Source organism: Streptomyces sp. NRRL F-5727, assembly GCF_000719555.1.
Lineage (GTDB): Bacteria > Actinomycetota > Actinomycetes > Streptomycetales > Streptomycetaceae > Streptomyces.
Window position 1 is genome coordinate 15,025 of sequence record NZ_JOGX01000013.1, and the last position, 25,817, is coordinate 40,841.

Genomic DNA, 25,817 nt, shown 5'->3' on the forward strand with positions numbered 1-25,817 from the left:
GGCGTGATCTTGGCGTTCGACGGCCGGTTCCCTCATCCGGGCGGAATGCAGGCAAGATGGGGACGTGACCCTTATCGATCAGCTGCCGCCGACCGCCGACCCCGATGCCCTCTTCGAGGCTTTCTCCGCCTGGGCCGAGGAGCGCGGCATCTCGCTCTACCCGGCGCAGGAGGAGGCGCTGATCGAGGTGGTCTCGGGGGCGAACGTGATCCTGTCGACCCCGACGGGGTCCGGGAAGTCGCTGGTGGCGGCCGGGGCGCACTTCACGGCGCTCGCCAACGACCAGGTCACGTTCTACACGGCGCCGATCAAGGCGCTGGTGTCGGAGAAGTTCTTCGACCTGTGCAAGATCTTCGGCACCGAGAACGTCGGCATGCTGACCGGCGACGCGTCCGTGAACGCGGACGCGCCCGTCATCTGCTGTACGGCGGAGGTGCTGGCCTCGATCGCGCTGCGGGACGGCAAGGACGCCGACATCGGCCAGGTCGTCATGGACGAGTTCCACTTCTACGCCGAGGCCGACCGGGGCTGGGCCTGGCAGATCCCGCTGCTCGAACTGCCGCAGGCGCAGTTCGTCCTGATGTCGGCGACGCTCGGCGACGTGTCGATGTTCGAGAAGGACCTGACCCGGCGCACGGGCCGGCCCACCTCGGTGGTCCGCTCGGCGACCCGGCCGGTGCCGCTCTCGTACGAGTACCGGCTGACGCCCATCACGGACACCCTGACCGAGCTCCTGGAGACCAAGCAGGCGCCCGTCTACATCGTGCACTTCACGCAGGCGCAGGCGGTCGAGCGCGCGCAGTCGCTGATGAGCATCAACATGTGCACGCGCGAGGAGAAGGACAAGATCGCCGAGCTGATCGGCAACTTCCGCTTCACCACCAAGTTCGGCCAGAACCTCTCCCGGTACGTCCGGCACGGCATCGGCGTGCACCACGCCGGCATGCTGCCGAAGTACCGGCGGCTCGTGGAGAAGCTGGCGCAGGCGGGTCTGCTCAAGGTGATCTGCGGGACGGACACCCTGGGCGTCGGCGTCAACGTGCCCATCCGCACGGTCCTCTTCACCGCGCTCACCAAGTACGACGGCAACCGGGTGCGCACCCTGCGGGCCCGCGAGTTCCACCAGATCGCCGGCCGGGCCGGCCGGGCCGGCTTCGACACCGCCGGCTTCGTCGTGGCACAGGCCCCCGAGCACGTCATCGAGAACGAGAAGGCGCTGGCGAAGGCCGGCGACGACCCGAAGAAGCGCCGCAAGGTGGTCCGCAAGAAGGCCCCGGAGGGCTTCGTCGCCTGGAGCGACACCACCTTCGAGAAGCTGCAGTCCGCCGAGCCGGAGCCGCTGACCTCCCGCTTCAAGGTCACCCACACCATGCTGCTGTCGGTGATCGCCCGCCCGGGCAACGCCTTCGAGGCGATGCGCAAGCTCCTGGAGGACAACCACGAGCCGCGCCGCAACCAGCTGAAGCACATCCGCCGGGCCATCGCGATCTACCGCTCGCTGCTCGACGGCGGTGTGGTGGAGCAGCTGGACACGCCGGACGCGGAGGGCCGCACGATCCGGCTGACCGTCGACCTCCAGCAGGACTTCGCGCTGAACCAGCCGCTGTCCACGTTCGCGCTGGCCGCCTTCGACCTGCTCGACCCGGAGTCGCCGTCGTACGCCCTGGACATGGTCTCCGTGGTCGAGTCGACGCTGGACGACCCGCGGCAGATCCTCGCCGCCATGCAGAACAAGGCGCGCGGCGAGGCCGTCGGCCAGATGAAGGCGGACGGGGTCGAGTACGAGGAGCGGATGGAGCGGCTCCAGGACATCTCGTACCCGAAGCCGCTGGAGGAGCTGCTCTGGCACGCGTACAACGTGTACCGGAAGTCGCACCCGTGGGTCGGCGACCACCCGGTGTCGCCGAAGTCCGTCATCCGTGACATGTACGAACGGGCCCTGACCTTCACCGAGTTCACCTCGCACTACGAGCTGGCGCGGACCGAGGGCATCGTGCTGCGCTATCTGGCGAGCGCGTACAAGGCGCTCGACCACACCATCCCGGACGACCTGAAGACGGAGGACCTGGAGGACCTGATCGCCTGGCTGGGCGAGCTGGTGCGCCAGGTGGACTCCTCGCTGCTCGACGAGTGGGAGCAGCTGGCCAACCCGGAGGTCCAGACGGCCGAGGAGGCCCAGGAGAAGGCCGACCAGGTCAAGCCGGTCACGGCGAACGCCCGCGCCTTCCGGGTCCTGGTGCGCAACGCGATGTTCCGGCGGGTGGAGCTGGCGGCGCTCGACAAGGTCGGCGAGCTGGGCGAGCTGGACGCCGAGTCCGGCTGGGACGCGGACGCGTGGGGCGAGGCGATGGACGCGTACTGGGACGAGTACGACGACCTCGGCACCGGTCCCGACGCGCGCGGCCCGAAGCTGCTCGCCATCGAGGAGGACGCGGCGCACGGTCTGTGGCGCGTCCGGCAGACCTTCGCCGACCCGAACGGCGACCATGACTGGGGCATCAGCGCGGAGGTGGACCTGGCCGCCTCCGACGAGGAGGGCCGGGCGGTCGTCCGTGTGACGTCGGTCGGACAGCTGTAGAGGAGTTCCGTGGTGACCAATCCCGCCGAGAGGCTCGTGGACCTGCTCGACCTGGAGCAGATCGAGGTGAACATCTTCCGCGGCCGCAGCCCGCAGGAGTCGCTGCAACGGGTCTTCGGCGGGCAGGTCGCCGGGCAGGCCCTGGTCGCGGCCGGACGGACGGTGGACGCGGACCGGCCGGTGCACTCGCTGCACGCCTACTTCCTGCGGCCGGGCCGGCCGGGCGTGCCGATCGTCTACCAGGTGGAGCGGGTCAGGGACGGGCGGTCGTTCACGACCCGCCGTGTCACGGCGATCCAGGAGGGCCGGACGATCTTCAACCTGACGGCGTCCTTCCACCTCCCGGAGGAGGCGGGCTTCGAGCACCAGCTGCCGCCGCGGCACCTGGTGGACCCGGAGAGCCTGCCGAAGCTGGCGGACGAGATCCGCGACCACCTCGGGGCGCTGCCGGAGGCGCTGGAGCGGATGGCCCGCCGGCAGCCCTTCGACATCCGGTACGTGGACCGGCTGCGCTGGACGAAGGACGAGGTCGAGGACGCCGATCCGCGCAGCGCGGTGTGGATGCGGGCCGTCGGGCCGCTCGGCGACGACCCGCTGGTCCACACCTGCGCGGTGACGTACGCCTCGGACATGACGCTGCTCGACGCGGTGCGGATCCCGGTCGAGCCGCTGTGGGGCCCGCGGGGCTTCGACATGGCGTCGCTGGACCACGCGATGTGGTTCCACCGCCCGTTCCGCGCGGACGAGTGGTTCCTGTACGAGCAGGAGTCCCCGGTCGCGACCGGCGGCCGGGGACTGGCCCGGGGCCGGATCTACGACCGGGACGGGCGGATGCTCGTGTCGGTGGTCCAGGAGGGCCTGTTCCGCTCCCTCGCCTGAGCGGGCCCGGCGGGGCGGGCGGCCCGGGTCACTCGTACTCGGTGCCGCCCTTGCGGGTCAGGTAGGCCGGGCTGACCGCCTTGGCGACGGCCCGGCCGCCGGTGACGGGGCTGTACCGCTCCACGGCCGGCCGGACGACCACGCCCTCCCGGAGGTGGGCGGAGCGGCCGGAGACGGTCTCGGCACCGCTCGCGTGCGCGAGGACGGTGTCGAGGTCGTACGGGCCCTCGTACAGGCGCGGGACGAGGGGGACCTCGCCCGGCTCCAGGACCTCGGCCGGGTCCAGCCAGCGGACCTGGCCGTCGATCTCGGCGGACACGTCGAACAGGGCGTAGCCGACCGCCTCGCGGCGGGCGTCGGCGCCGTACGCCAGGTCCTGGACGCCGGAGCCGTACACCTCGCCGAAGAGGCCGACGCGGGTGGCGCCGAGCCGGGCGGCGAGCCGCTCGGCGACGGCGGGCAGCCCGTGCGCGTGGACGGCCCGCCAGTACAGGTTGCGCGGGTCCTCCTGGAGGGCGAGCCCCTTGGCGCCGAAGCCCTTGGACGAGACGTGGACGCGGCCGCCGTCGGCGACGAAGGTGAGCAGGCAGGCCGTGCCGTGGATCTTCTCGGTCAGGACGACCCGCTCGCCGGGCTCGAACACGTCGGGGTAGCGGTGCAGGTTCTCGATGTCCACCCAGGGCAGCAGGTCGGGCGCGACCTCGACGTCGCCGCTCATGGTCGGCGGGATCGGCGGCACCCACTTGGTGATCCCGAGCAGCTCCGCGAAGTCCGTGCCGTCGGCGGCGGCCCGCTCCAGGTCGACCCCGGCGAGGGCGCCCGGCCGGCAGACGATCCCCTGCGACAGCTCCCCGCGCAGCCGCACCGCCTTCACCCGGTCCGACGCCTTCCCCGCCAGCCGCCCGGTCAGCCCCAGCTCGTCGACGAGCGCGGCGGGCAGCACGGCCTGCTCCGGGATGTACACGGCGGTGTCGCCGGTCCGGTAGGCGCCCTTGGCGACGACGGCCCGGTAGAGCCCGACCTGGGCCAGTTCGAGTGCGTCGGCGTTCGGGTGCGGGTGGACGGTGAGGACTTCGGCGGTGACGCGCAGGGTGGACATGGTTCAGGACTCCGGTCGGTGAGGTCTCGGTCTCATCGCGCCCCAGCCTGGCGGGCGGTGAAATCCGTGGGCCACCGGTTTTGACGGCTGGTAGGGTCGCGCGCCGGCCCGCCCGGCGGGGTCATTCCAGACCGGGGAGGGGGTCCTGGTCCACCTCGTGGCGGCGGGTGCGGATGTCGGGGGCCGGCGGGTGAAGCTTGGCGTCGCAGGTGGGGCCGAGGCCGGTGCGGCGGGAGTCGGCGCCGGTGAGGGGGCGGCCGCAGAGCCGGCAGCGGACCGGGCGCCGTGACGCGGCGGAGGCGGACGCGGCGGAATCGACCGCGATTGCCAGCGGTTCTTCACTCATGTTGTCATCACACTCTCATCTCGACGAGGAGCCCCCATGAGTCTGTACGACATCCCGCTGAAGAACCTGGCCGGCGAGCCGGTCTCCCTGGCCGACTACCGGGACAAGGCCGTGCTGGTCGTGAACGTCGCCTCCAAGTGCGGCCTCACCCCGCAGTACGAGGGCCTGGAGCGGCTGCAGAAGACGTACGGCGAGCGTGGCCTGACCGTCGTCGGCGTGCCCTGCAACCAGTTCCTCGGGCAGGAGCCGGGGACGGCGGAGGAGATCCAGAGCTTCTGCTCGACGACGTACGGCGTCACCTTCCCGCTCCTGGAGAAGACCGAGGTCAACGGCGACGGCCGGCACCCGCTCTACACCGAGCTGACCCAGGTGGCGGACGCCGACGGCGAGGCCGGTGACGTGCAGTGGAACTTCGAGAAGTTCCTGATCTCCGCCGACGGGACCGTCACCCGCTTCCGTCCGCGCACGGAGCCGGAGGCCGCCGAGGTCGTCGCGGCCATCGAGGCGCTGCTCGGCTGAGCCCACGGCGATCCGGTGCCGGGCGGCCGCCCGGCACCGGCCCTGGGGTACGATCATCGGGCTCTGCACACGGCGACCGGAGGAGGTGGGTTCGATCCGCACCACGCAGGCAGGACGCTCCCTCTCGGCGGCCGTGCGACCGACCCGGTCGTAGCGGACCGCGGGAGCCTCCGTACGGCTTCCCGGAAGGTCTTCATGTCGCTCGACCCCTCTGTCTCCCTCCGCTCCACCACCGTCTCCCGACTCCGCGCCGCGGGCTGCGTGTTCGCCGAGGACGAGGCGGAACTCCTCTTCTCCGCGGCCCGTGACGCCGCCGAGCTCGACGTCCTCGTCGAGCGGCGCGCCGCCGGGCTCCCGCTGGAACACGTCGTCGGCTGGGCCGAGTTCGGCGGCCTGCGGATCGCCGTGGACCGCGGCGTCTTCGTGCCCCGGCGGCGCACCGAGTTCCTGATCGAGCGGGCCGTGGCGCTGGCCGCGCCCGGGGCGCTCTGCGTGGACCTGTGCTGCGGCTCCGGCGCGGCCGGCGCGGTCCTGCTGTCGGCCGTGCCCGGCGCCCGCGTGTACGCCGCGGACATCGAGCCCGCCGCGGTGGAGTGCGCCCGGCGGAACATCGAGCCGCGCGGCGGGCACGTCTTCGGCGGCGACCTGTTCGCACCGCTGCCGGACGGGCTGCGCGGCCGGGTCGAGGTGCTGGTCGCCAACGTGCCGTACGTGCCGACCGAGGAGGTCGGGCTGCTGCCGCCCGAGGCGCGCGAGCACGAGCCGCTGGTCGCGCTCGACGGCGGCCCGGACGGCCTCGACGTGCTGCGCCGGGTGGCCGCCGAGGCCCCCGGGTGGCTGGCGCCGGGCGGGCACCTGCTCGTCGAGACGAGCGAGCGCCAGACCGGCGCGGCCGTGGCCGCGGTCTCCGCGCACGGCCTCGACGCGCGGATCGTGGCCTGCGAGGAGCGGTACGCGACCGTGCTGGTCGCGACCCGGGCCGGCTGAGGCTCAGCGGCCGAAGGTGTCGAGGTTCTCGACCAGCCAGGTCCCGTCGCGGTGGACGAGGTCGACCGCGAACATCGCGCCCGCGTAGACGCCCTGGTCCTGCGCCTTCGTCCGCTGCTTCCCGGCCGTGGCGACGCTGCTCTGGTCGGCGTAGACCAGGACCCGGGCGCGGTCGCCGTCGATCCGCTCGACGGCGCTCTCGGTGACGGTCGTCGTGATCACCGACTTCCGCTCGGCGGCCTCGGCCAGCACTCCGGCGAAGAGCGTCCGGTGCTGCTCGACGGCCTTGCCGGTGAGGAAGGTCTTCCCGGCCCGGGTGAAGGCGCCCGGGTCGGTGTGGTCGTAGGAGAAGAGCGCGGCGACGGCGGCGGCCGTCCGTCCCTTGATCTCGCTGGTGCGGGCGAGATCGGTGAGGGCCGTGTTCGCGCGCGCGGGATCGCCGCGGAGGGCGCCGGCCCTGCTGTGGGCCCAGCCGGCGAACCCGCCGAGCAGGAGCGTGAGGACGCACAGGACCACCAGCGGGACCCGGTGCCGGGCCCCGCGGGCGGCTTCCCGCACCGCGCCTTCGGACTTGTCCGGTACGGGCTTCGCCGCCGGTCGCCGCGCGGTCCGGGGCGCGGGCTCGGTCAGGACGGCGACGGGGGTGGTGCCGGCGGTGGCCGGCTGTTCGGCGCGGGCGCGGCGGCGGCGCTGCCGGTTGAGGTGGTGGCGGGGCGTCGGCATGGTGCGGTGTCCTTTCCGGTGCGGGCGGCTCTCGCGGACGGCTCTCGCGGGCGGTGGGCGCGGCCCGGTCAGCCGCCCGCCGTGCCGCCCACGGGGGCCTGCCCCAGCCCGCTGAGCTTCCACCGGCCGTCGGTGCGGGTGAGTTCGCCGAGCATGCGGCTGTCCTTCTCGGTGCTCTTGGCGTCCGGCGTGGTGACGGTGACCCGCAGGGCGACCAGCAGCCTGGCCCGCCCCGACCGGTCGTCGAGCTCGGTGACGGCGCCGGACAGCACCCGGGCCGTGGTGACCGTCTTCGCCGCCTTCACCTGGTCGGCGAACTCCTCGCGCCCGTCGACCAGTTGCTCGTGCAGTTCGCCGGTGGTCGAGGACTCCCAGAGGTCGAGTCCCTGGTCCACCCGCCGGTGGTCGAGCGTGTTGAGGTTCTGCACCGCCTGCTCCCCCGCCGCGAGCGCCCGGTCGCGCTCGGCGGCGTAGCGGGCGGAGTCGTCGTGGGCCGCGGCGTACCAGCCCTGGCCGGTCCAGGCCGCGAAGCCGCCCGCGGTCAGGGTGAGCACGAGGGCCACGGCCAGGGCCGGCCGGGCACCGGCCGTGGTGCGGACCGCGCGTGTCATGGGGTGCTCCCGTCTCCCGCCCACGTCAGCGGGCCTTGATGTCGGTGATCCGCCACCGGTCGTCCTGGAACCGGGCGGTGACGGTGAGCTGGGCCGCCGCGGCGGTGACGGCGCCCTTGTCCCGGCGCGACACCTGGTCCAGGAAGACGAGGAGGCGGGCGCTGTCGCCGTCGAGTTCGATCACGCCGGTGCGGACGGCCTGGGTGGCGAGGGTGAGGCGCTGCTCGACCAGGCTCTCGCGGACCTGGGCGAAGAGGTCGCCGTACTGGCGGGCGGCGCGGCCGGCGAGGACGGTTCCGGCGGAGCGTTCGGCGGCGTCGGAACTGGTGGGCGTGTAGGAGAAGATCCGGGCCAGGCCCTCGCCGACGTCGCCGCCGACGCGGGTGGTGGCGGCGGTGTCGGTGAGCGCCTGGTTGCGCGCGGACGGGGTGGAGCGGAGCTGGTGGGCGGCGTGGAAGAACGCGCCGCCGGCGAGGAGGAGGGCGGTGACGGCGAGGGGGGCGACGGCCGTGCGCCAGCGGGGGGCGGTGGTCTCGTTGCCGGTCGGGTTGCCGGTCGCGTTGTCGGTCTCGTTGCCAGTCGGGTTGTCGGTCGGGTTGTCGGTCTCGTTGTCGGTCTCGTTGCGGGTCTTGTTGTCGGTGTCGGGCTCGTTCTCGGGTTGGCTGTCGGGCTCGGTCACTCGGTCTTCTCCGCTTCTGTCACGGGAACCGCGCTGAGCGCCGCCACCTTCCACGTGTTCTCGCCGGTGCGGTTGAGGACCGCCTCCAGGCGCTTGCGGTCCGTGGTCGGGGCGCCGGAGCCCCGGGGGGTGACGTCCACGCGGACGGTCGCGATCAGCTTCGCCGTACCGGCCCGGGTGTCGAGGGCGGTGAGCGCGGCCTCGGTGACGGTGGCCCGTGCGGACGCGCCCACCGTGGGTTCGGTGCGGCCCAGTTCGGTGGCGAGCGGGCCGGTGGCGGCGGCGCGCCAGGCGGCGATGCCGGCCTCGGCGCGCTCGCGGCTGGAGGCGTCCAGGGTGTTCAGGACGGTGAGGCGCTGCCGGCCCTCGGCGAGGGCGGTGTCGCGTGCGCGGCCGAAGGACAGCTCCTGGTCGGTGCGGGCCTGGACGTAGCTCCAGGCCCCGGTGGCGCAGAAGCCCAGGGCGACGGCGAGGGCGCCGGCGGAGAGGAGCCCGGCCCGCCTCATCGCGCGCTCCCGGTGCCGAGGCCGAGAAGTCCGGCCAGGTCCGTCGGCCCGTCGGACTGCCCGGGGAGCGCGAGCGCGCCGGGCAGCGGCGGCGGGGCGCCCGGGTCCTTGCGCGCCTGCGGGAGCACGGTGGCCGGGCGGTACGGGGCGGGTGCGGTGTCGCCCTCGGGGGCCTGTGCGGAGCCGCGTACGTTGATCCCGGAGGCGGCGGGGCTCGTGCAGGCGGCGCCGGTGTTGAGGGCGGGCGCGGTGCCGAGGTCGAGGCCGTTGCGGTAGCGGGTGCCGCCGTAGCCGGAGGTGCAGGGCAGCGGCTTGAAGAAGGTGACGGCCATGCCGATGTTGAGGCGGCCGCCGTCGACGGCGGTGGCTCCGGCGGAGACGGCGGCCGGGTAGGTCACGAGGAGTTCCTCGATGCCGCGCTGGCGGGTGAGGGCGATCTCCGAGGTGGTGAGGAGGTTGGCGAGGACGACGCCCAGGCTGGGGTCGAGGTCGTCGAGGAGCCCGCTGACCTGCCCGGCCGCGTCGGGCGTGACGGTGAGGAGGCGGCGCAGGTCGGCGTCGGAGCTCTTGAGGGTGGTGGCGAGGGCGCGGGCGCCGGTGGCGAAGTCGCGGATGGCCCGGCTCTCGTCGGCCTGGGTGCGCAGGACGACCTCGCCGTCCCGGATGAGCCGCGTGGTGACCGGCAGGGAGCGGTCGGCGGCCCGGACGAAGGCGCTGCCGCTGTCGAGGAGGACCTGGAGGTCGTCGCCGTGTCCCTCGAACGCCTTGCCGAGCTCGTCGACGACGGTGCGGAGGGAGTCCAGGGGGACGGAGCGGGCCAGGTCGTCCATGCTGCTCAGCACGTCGGTGACGGGGGCCGGCACCTGGGTGTCGGTCACCTCGATGCGGGCCCCGTCGGCGAGGAAGGGGCCGCCGTCGCTCGCGGGGCGAAGGTCGATGTACTGCTCGCCGACGGCGGAGAGTCCGGCGACGACGGCCCGCGCGTCGGCGGGGATGCGGGGCGCCGACTTCTTGATGCGGAGTTCGGCGACGACGCCGTCGGCGGTGAGGTCGATGGCGCCGACGCGGCCCACCGAGACGCCCCGGTAGGTGACGTCGGAGTGGGGGAAGAGACCGCCCGTGCGGGCGAGGTGGACCCGGACGGTGTAGTGGTCGGCGATGCCGACGTGGCGGCCGAGGTCGGCGTACCGGACGCCGACGAAGCCGAGGACGGTGACGGCGATGACGAGGAACGCGAGGTTCTTCAGCCGTACGGTGCGGGTGATCACCGGTGCTCGCCTCCGTCGTTCGGTTCGTTCGGTTCGTTCGGTGTCAGGGCCGGCAGGGGCAGGGGGGACGACGGGCTGGGGGTGGGCGTGGGCGTGGGCTCGGCCCGGGGGACGAGCGGCGGGATCACCTCGGTGCCGGGGGTGGCGGCGAGGTGGAGGTAGGTGTTGAGGTAGTCGCCCTTGATGCCCTTCATGACCTCGTCGGTGAAGGGGTACGTGAGCAGGACCTGGAGCGATGCGGGGAGGTCGGCGCCCGCGTCGGCGAGGGCCGTCAGGGTGGGGGCGAGGGCCTTGAGGTCGGCGACCATGTCCTGCTTGCTCGCCTCGACGGTGGAGACCGCCACTCCGGAGAGGGTGTCCAGGGCGCGGAGCATGGTGATGAGGGAACCCCGCTGCTTCTCCAGGGTCTTCAGGCCGGGCGAGAGCTCGGTGACGATCGTGCCGACGTCCTTCTTCCGGCCGGCGAGGGTGGTGGAGAGACGGTTGAGGCCGTCGAGGGCGCGGGTGATGTCGCCGCGATGCGCGTCGAGGGTCGTGACCAGGGTGTCGACCCTCTTCAGCAGGGAGCGGACCTGGGGTTCGCGGCCGCCGAGGGCCGCTTCGAGTTCGCGGGTGATGGTCTTGAGCTGGTTGACGCCGCCGCCGTTGAGCAGGAGGGAGAGGGCGCCGAACACCTCCTCGACCTCGGTGTTGCGGCTGGTGCGGGCCAGCGGGATGACGCTGCCGTCGTCGAGCCGGGCGCCGGCGTCCCGGCGGGCGGGGGCCACGAGCTGGACGTACTTCTCGCCGAGGAGGCTGGACTGTTCCACCCGGGCGCCGGTGTCGGCGGGCAGCCGGACCTTCCCGTTGATCTGCAGGGTGACGCGGGCGGACCAGGTGCCGGGGTCCAGTTCGATGGCGCTGACGCGGCCGACGGCGACGTCGTTCACCTTGACCGCGGCCTGCGGCACCAGGCTGAGGACGTCGGCGATCTCGGCGGTGACCGTGTAGGGCCGGTCGCCGAGGTCGGCGCCGCCGGGCAGCGGCAGGTCCTGGATGCCGTCGAAGCGTACGGAAGGCAGGGGGAGCACGCCGAGGGCGAGAACCAGGCCGAGTCCGAGCGCGACCGCGCCCGCGGCTCCGGCGCCGGCGGCCCTGGCGGAGGGCAGGCGGGGGCGTCTCACCGGTCCTCCTCTGCGGGGGTGGTGGGCGTCGGGCCGCTCGCGGAGCCTCCGGTGACGGGCAGCGGGAGCAGGGGCCCGCCCATGCTGATCTCGTTGAGGTTGGCCCGGCCGTGGAGGGTGCGGGTGTCCCTGTCGTAGGCGCCGACGAGGTTTCCGGCGGCGAGCGGGGCGACGTCGAGGGCCTCGGCGAGGGAGGCGCGCTGGTCGACGAGGGTCCGGGTGAGGGGGACGAGCCGGTCGACGTTCTTCTTCAGTTCGCCGCGGTTGTCCTTGACGAAGGTCTTGACCTGGGCGAGGGCCCTGCCGAGTTCCTTGAGGGCGGCGGCGAGGTCGTCCCTGTTCTCGGCGAAGTAGCCGACGACCTCGTCGAGGCGTTCCTGCGCGGCGCGTACGTCGCCGTCCTTCTCCTTCAGCATGGTGGTGAAGGTCTGGAGGTTGCCGAGGGTGGCGAACAGCTCGGGGCTGCTGCCGTCGAGGGTCTTGGCGGCCTTGCCGAACCGGTCGATGGAGGCGCCGAGGGCGGCGCCGTTGCCCTTGAGGTTCTTCGCGCCGGTGTCGAGGAGCGCGGAGAGGGCGCCGGTCGAGTTGGCGCCGTCGGGGCCGAGAGCCCGGCCGAGGTCGGTGATCGAGGCGTAGAGCTGGTCGATCTCGACGGGGGTGCGGTTGCGGGAGGCGGGGAGTTCGGCGCCGTCGTCGAGGGCGGGGCCCGAGGTGTAGGCGGGGGTGAGCTGGACGTAGCGGTCGGCGACGATGCTGGGGGCGACGACGACGGCGCGGGCGTCGGCGGGGATCCGGACGCCTTCGTCGAGGCGGAGCTCCACCCGTACGCGGGTGCCCCGGGGTTCCACCGACTCGACCTCCCCGACGCGGACGCCGAGGACGCGCAGGTCGGATCCGGCGTAGACGCCGATCGCCCGGTCGAAGTAGGCGGTGACGCGGATGCCCTCGTCGTCGAGGACCCGGGCGGCGGCGAGGCCGCCGGCGGCGAGCACCGCGAGGGTGAGTGCGGCGGCGAGGGGCCTTCTGGTCCTGGTCATCGTGGGCCGCTCCCGTTCGGCGTGGTCTTCTGTTTCGGCGTCGTCTTCTGCTTCGCCGTCGTGGGCTGTTTCGGCGGCATGCAGCCGGTCGTGGGCGGGGTGCCTTCGGGCAGGTAGCCGCGGGGCACCACGCCGCAGAGGTAGCTGTCGAACCAGCGGCCGCTGCCGAGGGTGTTGCCGACGAGGCGGTAGTACGGGCCGACGAGGGCGAGCGTCCTGTCGAGCCGGCCGACGTTCTTCTCCAGGACGTCGGTGACCCTGCCGAGGGCCTTCAGCGTCGGGCCGAGCCGGCGGTCGTTGTCGGTGACGAGGCCGCCGAGTTCGGTGCCGAGGGCCCGGCTGCCCTTGAGGAGGGCGCGGACGGCGTCGCGGCGCTTGCTGAGCTCGCCGAGGAGGGAGGCGCCGTCCTGCAGGAGGAGTTCGAAGCTGGACTTCCGCTCCTTGAGGGTCCTGGTGAACTTCTCGCTGTTCCGGAGGAGCCGGGCGAGTTCGGTGTCGCGCTTGGAGACGGTCGTCGACAGTGCGGAGAGGCCGTCGACGGCGTTGCGGACGTGCGGCGGCGCGCTCGCGAAGGTCTCGGAGAGGGTCCGGAAGCTCTCCGCGAGCTTCCCGGTGTCGAGCTCGTCGATGGTGCCGCCGAGGTCCTGGAACGCCTGCGTCACGTCGTACGGGGAGGTGGTGCGCGACAGCGGGATGCGGGTCCCGGGGTCCTGGCGTGCGGTGCCCAGCGGGTCGAGGGCCAGGTACTTCTCGCCGAGGAGGGTCTTGACGGCGATGGCCGCGGTCGACCGGTCGCCGACCCAGGCGTCGCCGACCTCGAAGGTCACCTTCACCTTGGGGCCGTCGAGGCTGACGCCGGTGACCTCGCCGACCCTGACGCCGGCGATCCGGACCTCGTCGCCGGTGTCGAGGCCGGCGGCCTCGGAGAAGTCGGCGCTGTAGGCGGTGTCGCCGCCGACCAGGGGTAGCCGTTCGACCTGGTACGCGAGGGTGGCCAGGAGGCCGAGGAGGAGCAGCCCGACGACGGCGACGGCGACGGGATTGCGTTCCTTGACGGGTCTGGTCCGGAAGGGGGCCCTCATCCGCGGCACCTCGGTTCGGTCACGGCGATGCCGGTCGGCGGCTTCGAGCCGTCGGAGGTCTTCACGCCGGTCACGCGCGCCTCGCAGAGGTAGAGGTTGAACCAGGATCCGTAGGAGGAGAGGCGGGCCAGGGCTGTCATCTTGTCGGGGGTCCGGGCGAGAAACCGTTCGAGGGCGGGGGTGTGGTCGGCGAGGGTGCCGGAGAGCCGGCCCAGTTCCGCGATGTCCTTCTTGAGGGGGGCGCGGGCGTCCTGGAAGAGCCCGGCGGTGGTGGTGGTGAGGTCGCCCATGGCCTGGACGGCCTCGCCGAGGGGCTTGCGGTCGGTGGCGAAGCCGGTGACGACCTTCTGGAGGGTGACGACGAGGTCCTCGAAGCCGGCCTCGCGGTCGTTGAGGGTGGTGAGGACGGTGTCGAGGTGGGTGACGACGTCGCCGATGACCTTGTCCTTGGCGGCCACCGTGCCGGTGAGGGAGCCGATGTGGCGCAGCAGGCTGTCGACGGTGCCGCTCTCGCCCTGGAGGACCTGGACGAGCGAGCCGGCGAGGTCGTTGACGTCGGCGGGCGACAGGCCCTCGAAGAGCGGCTTGAAGCCGTTGAAGAGCAGGGTGAGGTCGAGCGCGGGGGTGGTCCGGTCGAGCGGGATGGTCTCGCCGTCGTCCAGGGTGCCGGTCAGGTCGCCGCTGCCGCGGCCGAGGGAGACGTACCGCCGGCCGACCATGTCGAGGTACTTGACGGCGGCGGTGGCGGAGCGGGGCAGGGTGCGGTCCTCGCGGACCGTGAAGGTGACCTGGGCGGTGCGGCGCTCCACGACGCGGACGTCGGTCACCTCGCCGACCTTCACACCGGCGATGCGCACGGAGTCGCCGGCGACGAGGCCGGTGACGTCGGTGAAGAGCGCCTTGTAGGAGCGGGTGGCGGAGCCGACGCCGGTGTCGGCGATGCTGAAGCCGAGGACGGTGGTGGCGACCGCCGTGACCAGGACGAAGGCGAGGGACTTGAGGACGGTGCCGGTGAGCGGCCGTCTTCTCATCGGAGGGTCACCTCCGCTCCCCGGAAGGCGGGTCCCGCGAGCAGGCTGCTCCAGTCGGGCAGCTCCCCGGCCGGCCGCTGGGCGCCGGGGGCGAGGAGTTCGGTGACGAGGTCGTTCTCCTGCGGGGAGTTGGCCGGCCCGAGGTCCTGGTCGGCCGCGGCGGAGGCCCGGGCGGCGGGTGCGGCGGGGACGCCGAGGTAGGGCACCGGGTGGCAGCGGGGGCCGCCGCCGGAGCCGTACCGGGGGGTGTCGCGGCCGGGGACGTACGCGCCGCGGGAGGGCACGGTGGTGACGTTCACGTGCAGTCCGGGCCGGTCGGTGCCCTTGCCGAGGGCCTTGTCCATGGCGGGCACGAACCGGGCGAGGGTGCGCAGGGTGCAGGGGAAGGACGAGGAGTACTCGGCGAGCAGCTCCAGGGTGGGCCGGCTCTTCGCGCTGAGCCGGATGAGGGTGTCCTTGTTCTTGCGGAGGAAGGCGGTGAGGTCCTGGGCGGTGCGGGTGGTGGCGCCGAAGGTGGCGGAGAGCGCCGCCTCCTGTTCGGCGAGGGTGCCGCTGGTGGTGGTGAAGTCGGTGAGCGCGGTGAGGATGTCCGGGGCGGCGTCCGCGTAGAGGTGGCTGACCTTCACGAGTTGTTTCAGATCCCGGGTGAGGGCGGGCAGGTGGGGGTTGAACCTCTTGAGGTGGGCGTCGAGCCGGGCGAGGGTGTCGCCGAGTTTCCCGCCGCGTCCTTCGAGGGCCTGGGAGACGGCGGACAGGGTGGCGGAGAGCTTCTGCGGCTGGACGGCGGTGAGCAGGGGCAGGACGTCGTCGAGGACCTGCTGGAGTTCGACGGCGTTGCCGGAGCGGTCCTCGGGGATGACGGCGCCGGGGGCGAGCGGCTCCGGGGAGGGGTGCGCGGGCGGTACGAGGGCGACGAACCGCTCGCCGAAGAGCGTCGTGGGCAGCATCTGCGCGCGGACGTCGGAGGGGACGTGGCCGAGGGCCCCGGGGCGCAGGGCGAGGGTGAGCCGGGCGCCGTCGCCGCTGGCGTCGATGGCGCGGACCTCGCCGACGACGACGCCGCGGAGCTTCACCTCGGCGCCGAGGTGCATCTCGTTGCCGACGCTGCCGGTCTCGACGGTGACCGGGTCGGAGTCGGTGAACCTCTTCTCGTAGACGGCGACCGCCAGCCAGGCGAGCAGCGCGGGGACCAGCAGGAAGACGACGCCGGCGGACCGGCGGCGCAGGGTCTCTCCTCGTGGAGCGTTCATCTCACCCCGCCACCTTCACGGTCGTGGTCGCGCCCCAGAGGGCCAGCGACAGGAAGAAGTCGGTGACGCTGATCAGCACGATGGCGTTGCGCACGGACCGGCCGACGGCGATGCCGACGCCGGCGGGGCCGCCGGAGGCGCGGAAGCCGTAGTAGCAGTGGGCGACGATCACCATCACGCTGAAGATCAGCACCTTGAGCATGGAGAGCAGGACGTCGGTCGGCGACAGGAACAGCTCGAAGTAGTGGTCGTACGTGCCCTGGGACTGTCCGTTGAAGAGCACCGTGACGGTGCGGGAGGCCAGGTAGGAGGAGAGCAGGCCGATCGCGTAGAGCGGGACGATGGCGACGACGCCCGCGATGATGCGGGTGGTGACCAGGTACGGCATGGAGCGGATGCCCATGCCTTCGAGGGCGTCGACCTCCTCGTTGATGCGCATGGCGCCGAGCTGGGCGGTGAAGCCGGCGCCGACGGTGGCGGAGAGGGCGAGGCCGGCGACGAGCGGGGCGATCTCGCGGGTGTTGAAGTAGGCGGAGACGAAGCCGGTGAAGGCGGCGGTGCCGATCTGTTCGAGGGCGGCGTGGCCCTGGAGGCCGACGACGGTCCCGGTGAAGAGCGTCATCGCGATCATGACGCCGATCGTGCCGCCGACGACGCCGAGGCCGCCGGAGCCGAAGGCGACCTCGGCGAGCAGCCGTTGCACCTCCTTGAGGTAGCGGCGCAGGGTCCTGGGGACCCAGAGCAGGGCCCGTACGTAGAACAGCAGCTGGTCGCCGGAGCGGTCGAGCCAGACGAACGGGGAGGCCATCCGCCTCAGCCTCCCTTCGGCGGGACGATCTGGAGGTAGAGGCCGGTCAGCACCATGTTCACGAAGAACAGCAGCAGGAAGGTGATGACGACGGCCTGGTTGACGGCGTCGCCGACGCCCTTGGGGCCGCCGCGGGGGTTGAGTCCCCGGTAGGCGGCGACGATGCCCGCGATGAACCCGAAGACCAGGGCCTTCAGTTCGCTGACGTACAGGTCGGGCAGCTGGGCGAGGGCGGAGAAGCTGGAGAGGTAGGCGCCGGGGGTGCCGCCCTGGAGGACGATGTTGAAGAAGTAGCCGCCCAGGGTGCCGACGACGGAGACCATGCCGTTGAGGAGGACGGCGACGGCCATGGTGGCGAGGACGCGCGGGACGACGAGGCGCTGGACCGGCGAGACGCCCATGACCTCCATCGCGTCGAGCTCCTCGCGGATCTTGCGGGAGCCGAGGTCGGCGCAGATCGCGGAGCCCGCGGCGCCGGCGATGAGGAGGGCGACGATGAGCGGGCTGGCCTGCTGGATGACGGCGAGGACGCTGGCGCCGCCGGTGAACGACTGGGCGCCCAGCTGCTGGGTGAGGGAGCCGACCTGAAGGGCGATCACGGCGCCGAACGGGATGGAGACGAGGGCGGCGGGCAGGATGGTGACGCTCGCGACGAACCAGAACTGCTCGACGAACTCCCGGAACTGGAACGGCCTGCGGAAGACGGCCCGGCCGACCTCGGCGGCCAGGGCGAAGAGCCGGCCGGTCTGCCGCAGCGCGCCGGCGATCACGAGCCGCCGCCGGTGGCCGGGATCGGGACGGTGGGCGGGCCGGCGTGGGCCGCGTAGGTCGCTTCGATGGCGGCGCGGGCGGCGGGCGGCAGCGTGTCGAGCAGGGCGAGGACGCGCTGCCGGCGGCGGACGACGGCGGCGCGCGGGGGCAGCCCGGGCGAGGGCTCCAGCTGGGGGACGAGGGCGCGGGGCGTGGCCGGCGGGGCGGTGGCGGCGTGGCCGGCCTCGGCGGCGAGGGTGGCGGCGTCCTTCTCCTCGGACATGCCGATGGGGCCTTCGCGGCGGCCGGCGAGGAACTGGGTGACGACCGGTTCCTCGCTGGTGAGGAGGACCTCGCGGGGCCCGAAGGTGACGAGTTCGCGCCGGAAGAACATCCCCATGTTGTCGGGGACGGTGGCGGCGATGTCGAGGTTGTGGGTGACGATCAGCATCGTCGCGTCGATCCGCGCGTTGAGGTCGATCAGCAGCTGGGAGAGGTACGCGGTGCGGACCGGGTCGAGTCCGGAGTCGGGCTCGTCGCACAGCACGATCTGCGGGTCGAGGACGAGCGCGCGGGCCAGGCCGGCGCGCTTGCGCATGCCGCCGCTGATCTCGCCGGGGAGCTTGCCCTCGGCGCCGAGCAGGCCGACGAGGTCGATGCGCTCCATGACGATCTTCCGGATCTCGGACTCCCGTTTGCGGGTGTGCTCGCGGAGCGGGAAGGCGATGTTGTCGAAGAGCGTCATCGAGCCGAAGAGGGCGCCGTCCTGGAACATGAGGCCGAAGAGCTTCCGGGTCTCGTAGATGTCCCGTTCGGGGCTGCGGACCATGTCGACGCCGTTGATGAGGACCCGGCCGCGCTGGGGTTTGAGCAGGCCGATGAGTGATTTCAGGAAAACGGTCTTTCCGGTTCCGGAAGGGCCGAGCATGACGCTCACCTCTCCGGCCGGCAAGGTCAGCGACACGTCCTGCCAGATGTTCTGCCTGCCGAAGGACATGGTCAGCCCCTCGACGACTACTTCGATTCCCATCCCACCTCCAGCAGACGTGCGGGGCGCGTGCGCCGCGGGCGCACGGTAGGCCGTTCCGGATCACCCGGACAATAGGTGTGGCGCATATTCATTGATCCGCTCCCGCGTTTGTCACCGCGCAGACAAAGTCAGGGGGTGTTCTTGTCTCCGCCGCGACAGGATGCCGCGCCGACCTGCGGCTGAGCGTCGACTCCCGGGAACGCTACGGCCGGGTAACCTCGCTGGGCAATACCGGATCCGGAGTTTTCGCGGAACAGCGCCGAACGGTGGGTTACTTATCAGGCAGGAGACAATTCGGCGCGCGTTTTTGTCACGCGACGGAGAAGGGCGGGAAGTCGGCCCACCTCCCCCTTCCCGACCTCGTCTGATCGATCAGAATTGTCGACATTGCGCACTCCGGAACCAAGCGGATTCCCGCCACCGCTCACCCTCTTGACAGGCATTAAGGCGTCTTCAAAGAATCATGGTTCGCGGCATTGTTCGGCTAAGTTTCCCGCAAGTAACGTCTTTTTCGCGGCGGGAGGTCGGCCGGTTCGCCGGCCGTTCCCTCTCCGCCGCGGCACCCCCACGGAAGCACCCTCTGCCGGTCAATCCCCAAGGAGAGTCCCAGAGCCATGAAGAAGACCACCAGAAACCTGGCCGTCGTCGCGGGAGCCGCCGCGTCCGCGTTCGCCCTCGCCGTCAGCCCCGCGTCCGCGGTGGCCTCGACGGTGTGGACCGTCACGCCGTCGCCGGCCGGCTTCACCGCGGTCAACAGCGGGAACATCGTCCTCAGCGTCAACGGCATCGCCATGACGTGTACGAAGTCGAACGCCGCGGGCACCATGCAGAGCACCACCGGCAACCCGGCCACCGTCGGCTCCATCAGCACCATGGTCTTCGGCGCCAGCGGCGTGCCCTGCACCAGCGTGCTGGGCAACGTCGTCACGACCCCGACCACCCCGTGGGCCGTGAAGGTGTACGACTACACCGCCTCGACCGGCGTCTCCAAGGGCTACATCGACAACGTCGACGCCAAGGTGACCGTCGGCGCCTGCGTCTTCCGCGTCACGGGCAAGGCGTCCGGCACGTACACCAACGCGTCCGGCACGCTCGCCGTCAACAGCGCGGCCGGCGAGCTCACCGTCGTCTCCGCGACCAACTGCGGCGGCGCCGTCCCGGTCGGCTCCAAGCCGACCTTCAAGGGCAACTACCTGGTCAAGGTGGCCAACACCACCACCATCCCGAAGATCGTCGGCTCCAACCCGTAAGGGACCGAGACCCCGCGTCCGTCCGGCCGGCACCCCCGGCCGGGCGGACGCGGCCCTGTCCGCGCCCCTCGCCGGCCCCTTCCCCCGCCGGCGCACGAACGACCCGAGCGGAGCACCCGATGAGAGGCCCCGGGCCCACCCACCCCCGATCCACCCGCGCCCGCGTGCGCGGCGCGACGATCGCCGCGTTCGTGGCACTCGCCCCCCTGCTCCCGGCCGCGGCCGTCGCCGTCGGGAGGCTGGAGGTCGACGCCGCGCTGCCCTATGTCTGCGCGCTGCCCTCGGGACCGCACCCGGCGACGGTACGCGTCACGGCGGCGTTCCCCGAACGGGCCGCCGTGGGCGAGGAGATCCGGCCCACCGACGTGACCACGACGGTGGAGCTCCCGGCGGCGGCCGTGGCCGACCTCACGGCGGTCCGGGCCGCCACCGTACGGGCCGAGACCCGGCTGACGGTCGGCGTGGCCCAGAACGAGCGGCGCACCGAGGTCACGTGGAGCGGCACGGCCGAGCCCGTCGCCGTACCCGCCGAAGGCCCCCTCACGCTCGCCACGAGCGGTGACGTGCCGTCCCTGACGACGGACAGCGCCGGCGCCCTGGCCCTCACCGCCGGCGCTCTCGCCCTCGGCCTCGCCCCGAGCACCGCCGACGGCGCGGCCACCACCCCCGCGTCCCTCTCCGTGACCTGCGTCCCCGGCCCGGACGCGGAGGACCGTACGGGGCTCGCCGAGATCCCGGTCGGCACCGGCACCGGCACACCGGGCACCCCGCCGGCGACGCCCGCCCCGCCGTCCTCCCCCGCCCCGTCCTCCCCCGGCGCACCGTCCGCCCCGTCCCCCTCCTCGGGCCTCCCCCTGCCGCCGCGACCGTCGGACCGGACGCCCCCGGCGGCGACGGGAGCCGCGGGCGGCACGGCCCCGGTGCCCGCCCCGGGGGCGCCGGACACCGGGCCGCGCACCGGGCAGGGCCTGACGGAGACCGAGGAGACCACGTCCGGCACTCCGGTGCCCCGGCCCACCGCGCCCCCGTGCCTCACCGGGAAGCCCACCCCGATGTCCCTCTCGGCGTACATCACCGGCTACGCCAACGTGCGGAAGCTGAACGGCGCCAGCCTGGTCCCGGAGACCTGCGTCCTGCTCGAACAGGGCCTGCCGCGCTTCGAGGTGCGGCCGGACGGCAGCATGCACGTCGTCACCCCGGCGGAGGGGAGGCTCTCCCACTACGGACGCGAGGAGACCGCGCCCTTCGAGGCCACCTTCCTGACCTTCGGCTTCGCCCCGACCAAGGCGACCCTGGTCCTGGAGCAGTCGGGACCGCTCACCGTCGTCTCGGACGTCCTCCTCATCTTCCCCACCAACATCCTGACGACGCACGTCCGGGTCCCGCTGACCCTGCGCGTCCTCGACGTCGAGGTGAACGGCACACGGCTGGACGTCGGCCGCTCCTGCCGCACCGAGCGGCCGCTCTCGTCCCCCGAACCGGAGCCCGCCACGTACCCCGGCGACCACCTCGTCCTCGTCGGCAAGGGGAGCCAGACCCTCCCCGACCCGCCCGTCGGCTACATCCTCACCGGCGGCGGTCCGCTCACCGGCGAGGTGACCATCCCCGCCTTCACGGGGTGCGGCGCCGGCGGCGAGGACCTCGACCGGCTTCTGACCGCCGCCATCTCCGGGCCCGGCAACCACATCAAGCAGATCCAGGGCAGCACCTGCTCCGTGGGCGTCGAGGCACCCCCCATGGAGTTCTGCACCCAGGACCTCCAGCCCCGCCAGGTCCCGAAGCCCGAGCGCTGACCGGCCCGGTCCCCTCGCCCCCCCTTCCACCGAAAGGCTTCCGCCATGCCCCTCGTCCCCGCCCGTACGAAGCTGGCCACCGTCGCCGCCCTGACCGCCCTCGGCGCCTTCGCCTCCATGGGCTCGGCCACCGCCGCCGCCCCGGTGCTGAACGGCGGCTGGGCGCCGTCCACCCGCTGCCCCGTCGACGCCGCGCCGATGCTCGCCTCGGACGGCCTCGACCGGTCGCCGCAGTGCGTCGTCTCGTACTCCCTCAGCGGCACCGTCAAGCTGGGCAACACCACGGTGACGACCGGGAAGACCAACCTCCAGATGGGCGTCGTGCAGAACGCCGACGGCACCAACGCGGTCGTCGGGCCCGCCGGCGGCGCGCTCATCGCCGACTCCGCCACCGTCCCCGGCGGACTGATGGGCCTCATGTGCCCGAGCGACATCCCGTTCGTCACCGACATCTGCCGGCAGCTGTCGGACGCGAGCCTCAACAAGATCACCGCCACCATGGAGTCGGTCGGCACCCCCTCGGACTTCGACCAGATCGCGGGCGTCCTCACCGACCAGCCGATCGTGACCATCCCGGTCCGCATCCGCCTGCAGAACCCGTTCCTCGGCGACAACTGCTACATCGGGACGAAGTCCGACCCGATCCTGCTCCGCCCCAAGAACCTCACGGCGCCCGAGTTCGGCGTCGAGCGCTTCGACGGCGACGGCACCGCGAACGAGGAGGGCGAGATGAGCCGCCTCAACCTCCTCGGCGCCACCCAGTACGACGACTCCTTCGCCGTCCCCGGCGCGAGCGGCTGCGGCCTCGGGTGGTTCGGCATCATCGACGCGGCGGTCAACCTGAAGACCGGCCTGCCCTCCGCCGCCGGCCGCAACCGGCTCACGCTGAACGACACCCAGACCTATCTGACCGGCCTGTTCGCACCCGGCGTCGCCGCCCCCGAGGCAGGCAGGGTCTTCTCGCGGAACTGGCACTCGGCCGTCAACTAACGGCCACCCAGGGGTGATTACCGGCCGACTCGGCCGCCCGCCCCCTTCCCTGAGAGCTGAGTCTTGCTCAACTTGTGTACAGCACACATCAGTTGGCCTAGCTTCAGCAGTCCACATCGGTACGTACCTGACGGTTCCTGCGGCGCCCGCCCTCCCCGGACGGGCGCCGCAGCGCCGCTCCCCCACCGGTCACGTAGCAGAGCAAGGGATCGGTCCATGCCCTCAGTCGCCCAGTCACCGGAGCTCGGTGAGCCGCTCGATCCGCTGCCCCGCGAGTTCGCCGCCCTGATGAGACCGGAGATCCCGGGCCTCATCAAGGAGATCGGCGTGGAGATCGAGCGCGCCTACCCCGTGTACGCCCACCTCTTCCGCGGGCCCCACTCGGACGCCATCCGCCAGGGCGTGGAACAGGCCCTGGCCGCCTTCGTGGACCGCGTCGACCATCCCGGCACGAAGTCCGCCCTCCGCGACGAACTCCTGCGCCAGTTCGGCCGGGTGGAGGCGTACGAGGGGCGGGACCTCGACACGTTACAGGGCGCGTACCGGCTCGGCGCCCGGATCGCGCTGCGCCGGGCCAAGAGCATCGGGCGCACCTACAACCTCTCCCCCACCCTGATCCTGGCCTTCGCGGACGCCCTCTTCGCGTACGTGGACGAGCTGGAGGCCCTCTCCCGGGAGGGGTACCTCGCCGTCCAGAGCCGCGCGGTCTGCGACGTGGCCGCGCTGCGCAGGAAACTGCTCCACCTCGTCGTCGCCGGACCGCCGCTGCCCCGTGCGACCATCGCCGAGCTCTGCCAGGAGGCGTCCTGGCAGCTTCCCGCCGAGTGCACCCTGGTCGCCCTCCGGCCGCCCGCCACGGGTGTCCTCCAGTCGCGGCTCGACCGGGACGTCCTCGCCGACCTCAGCCTGCCGCACCCCCATCTGCTGGTCCCCGGCGCGCTGACCGCCGAGCGCCGGGCGATGCTCGACTCCGCCCTGGCCGGCACCCCGGCCGTCCTCGGGCTGACCGTGCCCACCGCGCAGGCCGCCCACTCGCTGCGCTGGGCCCGGCGGGTCCTCCGGCTGATCGACGAGGGCATCGTGCCGGACGCCGCCGCGGTGGCCTGCGAGGACCATCTGACCACCCTGTGGCTGCTCTCCGACCCGGCCCTGACGGACCAGCTCGCCCGGCGCGAGCTGGCCCCGCTCGACGGCCTGTCGGGCACCCGGCGGGAGCGGCTGGTCGAGACCCTGCGGGTGCACGTCTCCACCCGGGCCCCCGCCGAGCAGGTCGGCGAACTGCTCGGGGTGCACGCCCAGACGGTCCGCTACCGCCTGCGGAATCTCGACAACCACTTCGGCGACCGGCTCCTCGACCCCGACCGCCGCTTCGCCCTGGAGGCGGCGCTGCGCGCGCTCCACCTCCACGGCCGGAAGCACCCGGACTGAGTCCGGGCCGGCTAGGCCCGGGGGACGAGCCGGCAGCGCGCCGGGCCGGTCGCCTGGAGGGTGATCGCCGGGCCCACCGGCACCTCGGTGTCGACGGCCTCGAAGCCGTGGCGCTGGAGGATCATCGCGAGCGCGATCACCGACTCCAGCATGGAGAAGTGCTGTCCGATGCAGGCCCGCGGGCCGCCGCCGAAGGGGAACCAGGCGTAGCGCGGCCGGGCGGCCTCCGCCTCCGGGGTGAAGCGGTCCGGGTCGAAGCGCTCGGCGTCGTCCCAGTAGGCGGGGTGCCGGTGGGTGACCCACGGGGCGACGATGACGTCGGCGCCGGCCGGGATGACGACCCCGCCGACCGTGGTCTCGGCGACGGCCCGGCGGCCGATGACGGGCGCGGCCGGGAAGAGCCGCATCGCCTCCTTGAGGACCTGCGTCACGTACGGCAGGGCGTCGAGGTCGGCGGCTCCGGGGGTGCGTCCGCCCAGGACGCGGTCGACCTCCTCGTGGGCGCGCCGCTGCACCTCGGGGTGGGTGGCGAGGAGGTGGAGGGCGAAGCCGATCGAGGTGGCCGTCGTCTCGTGGCCGGCGACCAGGAAGACGAGGACCTGCTCGCGGAGTTCGGTGGCGTCGAAGGCGCCGTCCTCGGCGCTCTCGGCGCCCATCAGCAGGGTCAGCAGGTCGTCGCCGTCGGTGCCGGTCCGCCCGCCGGCCTTCCGCTCGGCGATGATCCGGTCGCACTCCTCGTACAGCGCCTGGTGGAGGGCGGCGGCCCGGCGGTTGCCGGGCGTGGGCCAGTCGCGGGGCGGCTTGACCGGCGAGTAGCCGCGGCGGAGCACGTACGAGCCGACGCCGGGGAAGCAGCGCTCGACGACCTCGACGGCGGAGTCCACGTCGGTGCCGAAGAGGATGCGGGCGACGGCGCGCAGCGCGAGCCGGGTCGACTCGTGGAGGACGTCGACGGAGGTGCGGCCCGCCTTCTCCCACTCGGTGACGAGGGTGGTGACCTCGGTGGCGATGGCGTCGGCGTAGCCGTCGACGCGGCGCTTGGTGAAGAGCGGCTGGACGAGCCGACGCTGGCGCAGGTAGTCGTCGTCCTGGCTGGTGAGCAGGCCGTTGCCGAAGGACTCGCGGATCTCCTGGTAGAAGGCGTTGTCCTTGCGGAAGTTGGCGGACTCGCCGGCGAGGACCTGCTGGACGCCCTCGGCGGAGAAGACGGCGTAGACCTGGGAGCGGACGCCGGGCGGCCCCGCGGTGATGCGGACGACGTCGCCGTGGTCGCGCCGGGCGCGCAGGAAGGTGCCGAGCGAGTCGTTCTTCAGGTCGAACATCGAGCCGAGGACGGGCAGTCCGGTGAGGACGGGTGCTTCGGTCCGGGTTTGGGTGGTCATGTGGCATCCCTCGTGGTCGCAGCGGCGCGGCGATTCTCGCTCACGGAGGTGACCTGGCGGTAGCTTCCGCCGGCGGACCGTCCGGATCTGGCCTGTTGGCTGGATCCCGGCGCTTGTCAGTGGTGTCTGGGAGGCTCGGGACATGGACGAGAACGAGGTGGGCGAGCGCCCCGGGCTGACCCTCCAGCTGACGATCGACTGCGCGGATCCGGGCCGGCTGGTGCCGTTCTGGGCGGAGGCGCTGCGGTATGTGCCGGAGCCGCCGCCGGAGGGGTACGCGAGCTGGCGGGAGTACTGGGCGGCGTCCGGGGTGCCGGAGGAGGAGCTGGGCGACGGGGCGGGGGACCTGCCGGAGTCCCTGGTCGACCCGGCGGGGGCGGGGCCGCGGGTGTGGTTCCAGCAAGTCCCGGAGCCGAAGACGGTGAAGAACCGCGTCCACCTGGACCTGAAGGTCGGCGGTGGACGCGGTGTGCCCCTGGCGGTGCGCCGGGCGCGGGTCGACGGGGAGGTGGCCCGGCTGACCGCGCTCGGCGCGACCGTGCTGCGCACGATGGACGAGCCGCACGGGATGGACTACTACGCGGTGGTGCTGCAGGACCCGGAGGGCAACGAGTTCTGCGTGGTGTGA

The 25,817-nt window shown here is 72.8% G+C and carries 25 protein-coding genes; 9 read left to right on the forward strand and 16 right to left on the reverse strand.

The features are described from left to right. Positions 1-64 precede the first annotated feature (64 nt). Together IF73_RS0112345 and IF73_RS0112350 are read left to right on the forward strand one after the other, a co-directional pair. Positions 65-2,578 carry a DEAD/DEAH box helicase gene (locus IF73_RS0112345; protein WP_031006665.1) on the forward strand — a complete coding sequence of 838 codons (2,514 nt, stop codon included), beginning with the start codon at positions 65-67 and terminating at the stop codon, positions 2,576-2,578. A 12-nt stretch (positions 2,579-2,590) separates the two neighbouring features. Continuing rightward, positions 2,591-3,457 carry an acyl-CoA thioesterase gene (locus IF73_RS0112350; protein ID WP_031006667.1) on the forward strand — a complete coding sequence of 289 codons (867 nt, stop codon included), beginning with the start codon at positions 2,591-2,593 and terminating at the stop codon, positions 3,455-3,457. Positions 3,458-3,485: 28 nt separating this feature from the next. Here the strand turns inward: IF73_RS0112350 and IF73_RS0112355 are convergent, their stop codons facing one another. Together IF73_RS0112355 and IF73_RS0112360 are read right to left on the reverse strand one after the other, a co-directional pair. Then, positions 3,486-4,556 (reverse strand): RNA ligase (ATP), encoded by a 1,071-nt coding sequence (locus tag IF73_RS0112355; protein WP_031006668.1) that lies wholly within the window; start codon positions 4,554-4,556, stop codon positions 3,486-3,488. A 121-nt stretch (positions 4,557-4,677) separates the two neighbouring features. Next, positions 4,678-4,902 carry a DUF6011 domain-containing protein gene (locus IF73_RS0112360; protein ID WP_031006670.1) on the reverse strand — a complete coding sequence of 75 codons (225 nt, stop codon included), beginning with the start codon at positions 4,900-4,902 and terminating at the stop codon, positions 4,678-4,680. A gap of 36 nt (positions 4,903-4,938) precedes the next feature. On the opposite strand from IF73_RS0112360, the gene IF73_RS0112365 reads away from it, so the two are divergent. Both IF73_RS0112365 and IF73_RS0112370 read left to right on the forward strand, forming a co-directional pair. Further along, on the forward strand, positions 4,939-5,421 hold the full coding sequence (locus IF73_RS0112365) for a glutathione peroxidase (protein WP_031006672.1): 483 nt from the start codon (positions 4,939-4,941) through the stop codon (positions 5,419-5,421). A 195-nt stretch (positions 5,422-5,616) separates the two neighbouring features. Then, positions 5,617-6,408 (forward strand): putative protein N(5)-glutamine methyltransferase, encoded by a 792-nt coding sequence (locus IF73_RS0112370; RefSeq protein ID WP_031006675.1) that lies wholly within the window; start codon positions 5,617-5,619, stop codon positions 6,406-6,408. A 3-nt stretch (positions 6,409-6,411) separates the two neighbouring features. Here the strand turns inward: IF73_RS0112370 and IF73_RS0112375 are convergent, their stop codons facing one another. The 13 genes from IF73_RS0112375 to IF73_RS0112435 all read right to left on the reverse strand — a co-directional run bounded on the left by IF73_RS0112375 (position 6,412) and on the right by IF73_RS0112435 (position 18,346). After that, complete coding sequence (locus tag IF73_RS0112375) at positions 6,412-7,131, reverse strand: hypothetical protein (RefSeq protein ID WP_031006677.1); 720 nt, start codon at positions 7,129-7,131, stop codon at positions 6,412-6,414. Positions 7,132-7,199: 68 nt separating this feature from the next. Beyond that, the gene (locus tag IF73_RS0112380) at positions 7,200-7,742 is read right to left on the reverse strand and encodes a nuclear transport factor 2 family protein (protein WP_031006679.1); all 543 of its coding nucleotides are present in this window, start codon (positions 7,740-7,742) and stop codon (positions 7,200-7,202) included. A 25-nt stretch (positions 7,743-7,767) separates the two neighbouring features. Continuing rightward, positions 7,768-8,421, reverse strand: a complete 654-nt coding sequence (locus IF73_RS0112385) for a membrane protein (RefSeq protein ID WP_031006680.1) — start codon at positions 8,419-8,421, stop codon at positions 7,768-7,770. Then, the gene (locus IF73_RS0112390; protein WP_031006683.1) at positions 8,418-8,927 is read right to left on the reverse strand and encodes a hypothetical protein; all 510 of its coding nucleotides are present in this window, start codon (positions 8,925-8,927) and stop codon (positions 8,418-8,420) included. Before IF73_RS0112390 ends, IF73_RS0112385 begins: the two co-directional genes overlap by 4 nt. Next, positions 8,924-10,195, reverse strand: a complete 1,272-nt coding sequence (locus IF73_RS0112395; RefSeq protein ID WP_031006685.1) for an MCE family protein — start codon at positions 10,193-10,195, stop codon at positions 8,924-8,926. The genes IF73_RS0112390 and IF73_RS0112395 overlap by 4 nt, the downstream gene beginning before the upstream one ends. After that, positions 10,192-11,358 carry an MCE family protein gene (locus tag IF73_RS0112400; protein ID WP_031006688.1) on the reverse strand — a complete coding sequence of 389 codons (1,167 nt, stop codon included), beginning with the start codon at positions 11,356-11,358 and terminating at the stop codon, positions 10,192-10,194. Before IF73_RS0112400 ends, IF73_RS0112395 begins: the two co-directional genes overlap by 4 nt. After that, positions 11,355-12,395, reverse strand: coding sequence for an MCE family protein (locus tag IF73_RS0112405; protein ID WP_031006690.1), 1,041 nt, complete (start codon positions 12,393-12,395; stop codon positions 11,355-11,357). Before IF73_RS0112405 ends, IF73_RS0112400 begins: the two co-directional genes overlap by 4 nt. Continuing rightward, positions 12,392-13,477: an MCE family protein gene (locus tag IF73_RS0112410; protein WP_051716718.1), complete on the reverse strand. Its 1,086-nt coding sequence runs from the start codon at positions 13,475-13,477 to the stop codon at positions 12,392-12,394. Before IF73_RS0112410 ends, IF73_RS0112405 begins: the two co-directional genes overlap by 4 nt. Next, positions 13,474-14,508 (reverse strand): MCE family protein, encoded by a 1,035-nt coding sequence (locus IF73_RS0112415; protein ID WP_031006694.1) that lies wholly within the window; start codon positions 14,506-14,508, stop codon positions 13,474-13,476. Before IF73_RS0112415 ends, IF73_RS0112410 begins: the two co-directional genes overlap by 4 nt. Beyond that, positions 14,505-15,758: an MCE family protein gene (locus IF73_RS0112420; RefSeq protein WP_031006697.1), complete on the reverse strand. Its 1,254-nt coding sequence runs from the start codon at positions 15,756-15,758 to the stop codon at positions 14,505-14,507. The genes IF73_RS0112415 and IF73_RS0112420 overlap by 4 nt, the downstream gene beginning before the upstream one ends. A gap of 1 nt (position 15,759) precedes the next feature. Further along, on the reverse strand, positions 15,760-16,566 hold the full coding sequence (locus IF73_RS0112425; RefSeq protein ID WP_031006701.1) for an MlaE family ABC transporter permease: 807 nt from the start codon (positions 16,564-16,566) through the stop codon (positions 15,760-15,762). 5 nt (positions 16,567-16,571) lie between these two features. Next, a complete protein-coding gene (locus tag IF73_RS0112430; RefSeq protein WP_031006703.1) occupies positions 16,572-17,336 on the reverse strand; it encodes an MlaE family ABC transporter permease in 765 nt (254 codons plus the stop codon). Continuing rightward, on the reverse strand, positions 17,333-18,346 hold the full coding sequence (locus IF73_RS0112435) for an ABC transporter ATP-binding protein (protein WP_031006706.1): 1,014 nt from the start codon (positions 18,344-18,346) through the stop codon (positions 17,333-17,335). The genes IF73_RS0112430 and IF73_RS0112435 overlap by 4 nt, the downstream gene beginning before the upstream one ends. Positions 18,347-18,960: 614 nt before the next feature. On the opposite strand from IF73_RS0112435, the gene IF73_RS0112440 reads away from it, so the two are divergent. The 4 genes from IF73_RS0112440 to IF73_RS0112455 all read left to right on the forward strand — a co-directional run bounded on the left by IF73_RS0112440 (position 18,961) and on the right by IF73_RS0112455 (position 23,807). After that, positions 18,961-19,596 carry a hypothetical protein gene (locus IF73_RS0112440; RefSeq protein ID WP_031006708.1) on the forward strand — a complete coding sequence of 212 codons (636 nt, stop codon included), beginning with the start codon at positions 18,961-18,963 and terminating at the stop codon, positions 19,594-19,596. A 119-nt stretch (positions 19,597-19,715) separates the two neighbouring features. Continuing rightward, positions 19,716-21,389, forward strand: a complete 1,674-nt coding sequence (locus IF73_RS0112445) for a DUF6801 domain-containing protein (protein WP_031006710.1) — start codon at positions 19,716-19,718, stop codon at positions 21,387-21,389. Positions 21,390-21,434: 45 nt separating this feature from the next. Further along, a complete protein-coding gene (locus IF73_RS0112450; RefSeq protein ID WP_031006712.1) occupies positions 21,435-22,379 on the forward strand; it encodes a hypothetical protein in 945 nt (314 codons plus the stop codon). A gap of 216 nt (positions 22,380-22,595) precedes the next feature. After that, complete coding sequence (locus IF73_RS0112455; RefSeq protein ID WP_031006714.1) at positions 22,596-23,807, forward strand: helix-turn-helix domain-containing protein; 1,212 nt, start codon at positions 22,596-22,598, stop codon at positions 23,805-23,807. A gap of 11 nt (positions 23,808-23,818) precedes the next feature. Here the strand turns inward: IF73_RS0112455 and IF73_RS0112460 are convergent, their stop codons facing one another. Further along, positions 23,819-25,189, reverse strand: coding sequence for a cytochrome P450 (locus tag IF73_RS0112460; RefSeq protein ID WP_031006717.1), 1,371 nt, complete (start codon positions 25,187-25,189; stop codon positions 23,819-23,821). Between the two features lie 142 nt (positions 25,190-25,331). Between IF73_RS0112460 and IF73_RS0112465 the strand changes: the two genes are divergently transcribed. Next, a complete protein-coding gene (locus IF73_RS0112465; RefSeq protein ID WP_031006718.1) occupies positions 25,332-25,817 on the forward strand; it encodes a VOC family protein in 486 nt (161 codons plus the stop codon).